Source organism: Mesobacillus subterraneus, assembly GCF_000934845.1.
In the GTDB taxonomy this organism is placed as follows: Bacteria; Bacillota; Bacilli; order Bacillales; family Cytobacillaceae; genus Mesobacillus; species Mesobacillus stamsii.
This window is the reverse complement of sequence record NZ_JXIQ01000037.1, coordinates 1-734: the sequence shown is the minus strand read 5'-3', so window position 1 is coordinate 734 and position 734 is coordinate 1. Positions and strand designations below refer to the sequence as shown.

The following is a 734-nucleotide window of genomic DNA, read 5'->3' as shown; positions in this document are numbered from 1 at the left end:
CCCTGCTCCTTCATAAATTCAGCAGGATTCACTGCATTTTCCTTCGCGGATGCCATATACAATCCTGTACCTCCTGCTGCAATAAGGGCTGCAGCTAATGCGCCAGTAATAATAGTCTTTTTCATCATAGTAAACACTCCCATTTTTTTATTTATAAAAGATTTGCTTTCATTTTTTCAAATTCTTCGACAGTGATTTCTCCTCTTGCCAATCTACCCTTGGCAAGGTCCATTGCTTGATTGTTCATCGACTGGAGTGGAAGCGTTTGTTCACTCCTCCTATTCTGGTTGAAAGCCAGATACAGCAGATAGCCAACTGCCAGGAAAACTATTATCATCATCAGGGATCCACCTCCCATCCCGAAGCCTCCAAAGTAACCATATCCAGGTCCCATCATCATTTCCTTCTCTCCTTTCCATTTCTTTATACTTTCATTCTCTTTTAAAAATTTGTAGAAAGTATGGAGTAGCAAAAATTGTTGTTTTGAAGTTATCTTTGATACTCTTTTCGGACTGATGTCCCCTTGTGTCAGCCGGTCACCAATAGGCTGGATTGGTGACCGGTTTTCTGTAAAATCGAGTTTTTTGGTCACCAATGGGCTTGATGAGCGTCGAGAACCGTCCAACCGTCCCCATGTCCTTTTCTCAACCGTTCAAAAGAAAATAAGAAACACCGGGCAAACTGCGCCTGGTCCTTTTTTGGTTTTGCTGATTAACGGGCTGTTGATTGGAACG

Annotated in this window: 1 protein-coding gene; it reads right to left on the bottom strand. The window is 42.4% G+C overall.

The window, feature by feature from the left end:
• Positions 1 to 151: 151 nt before the first annotated feature.
• Entirely contained in the window at positions 152 to 625 is a 474-nt protein-coding gene (locus UB32_RS20410) for an SHOCT domain-containing protein (RefSeq protein WP_241768438.1), read from the bottom strand.
• Positions 626 to 734 lie beyond the last annotated feature (109 nt).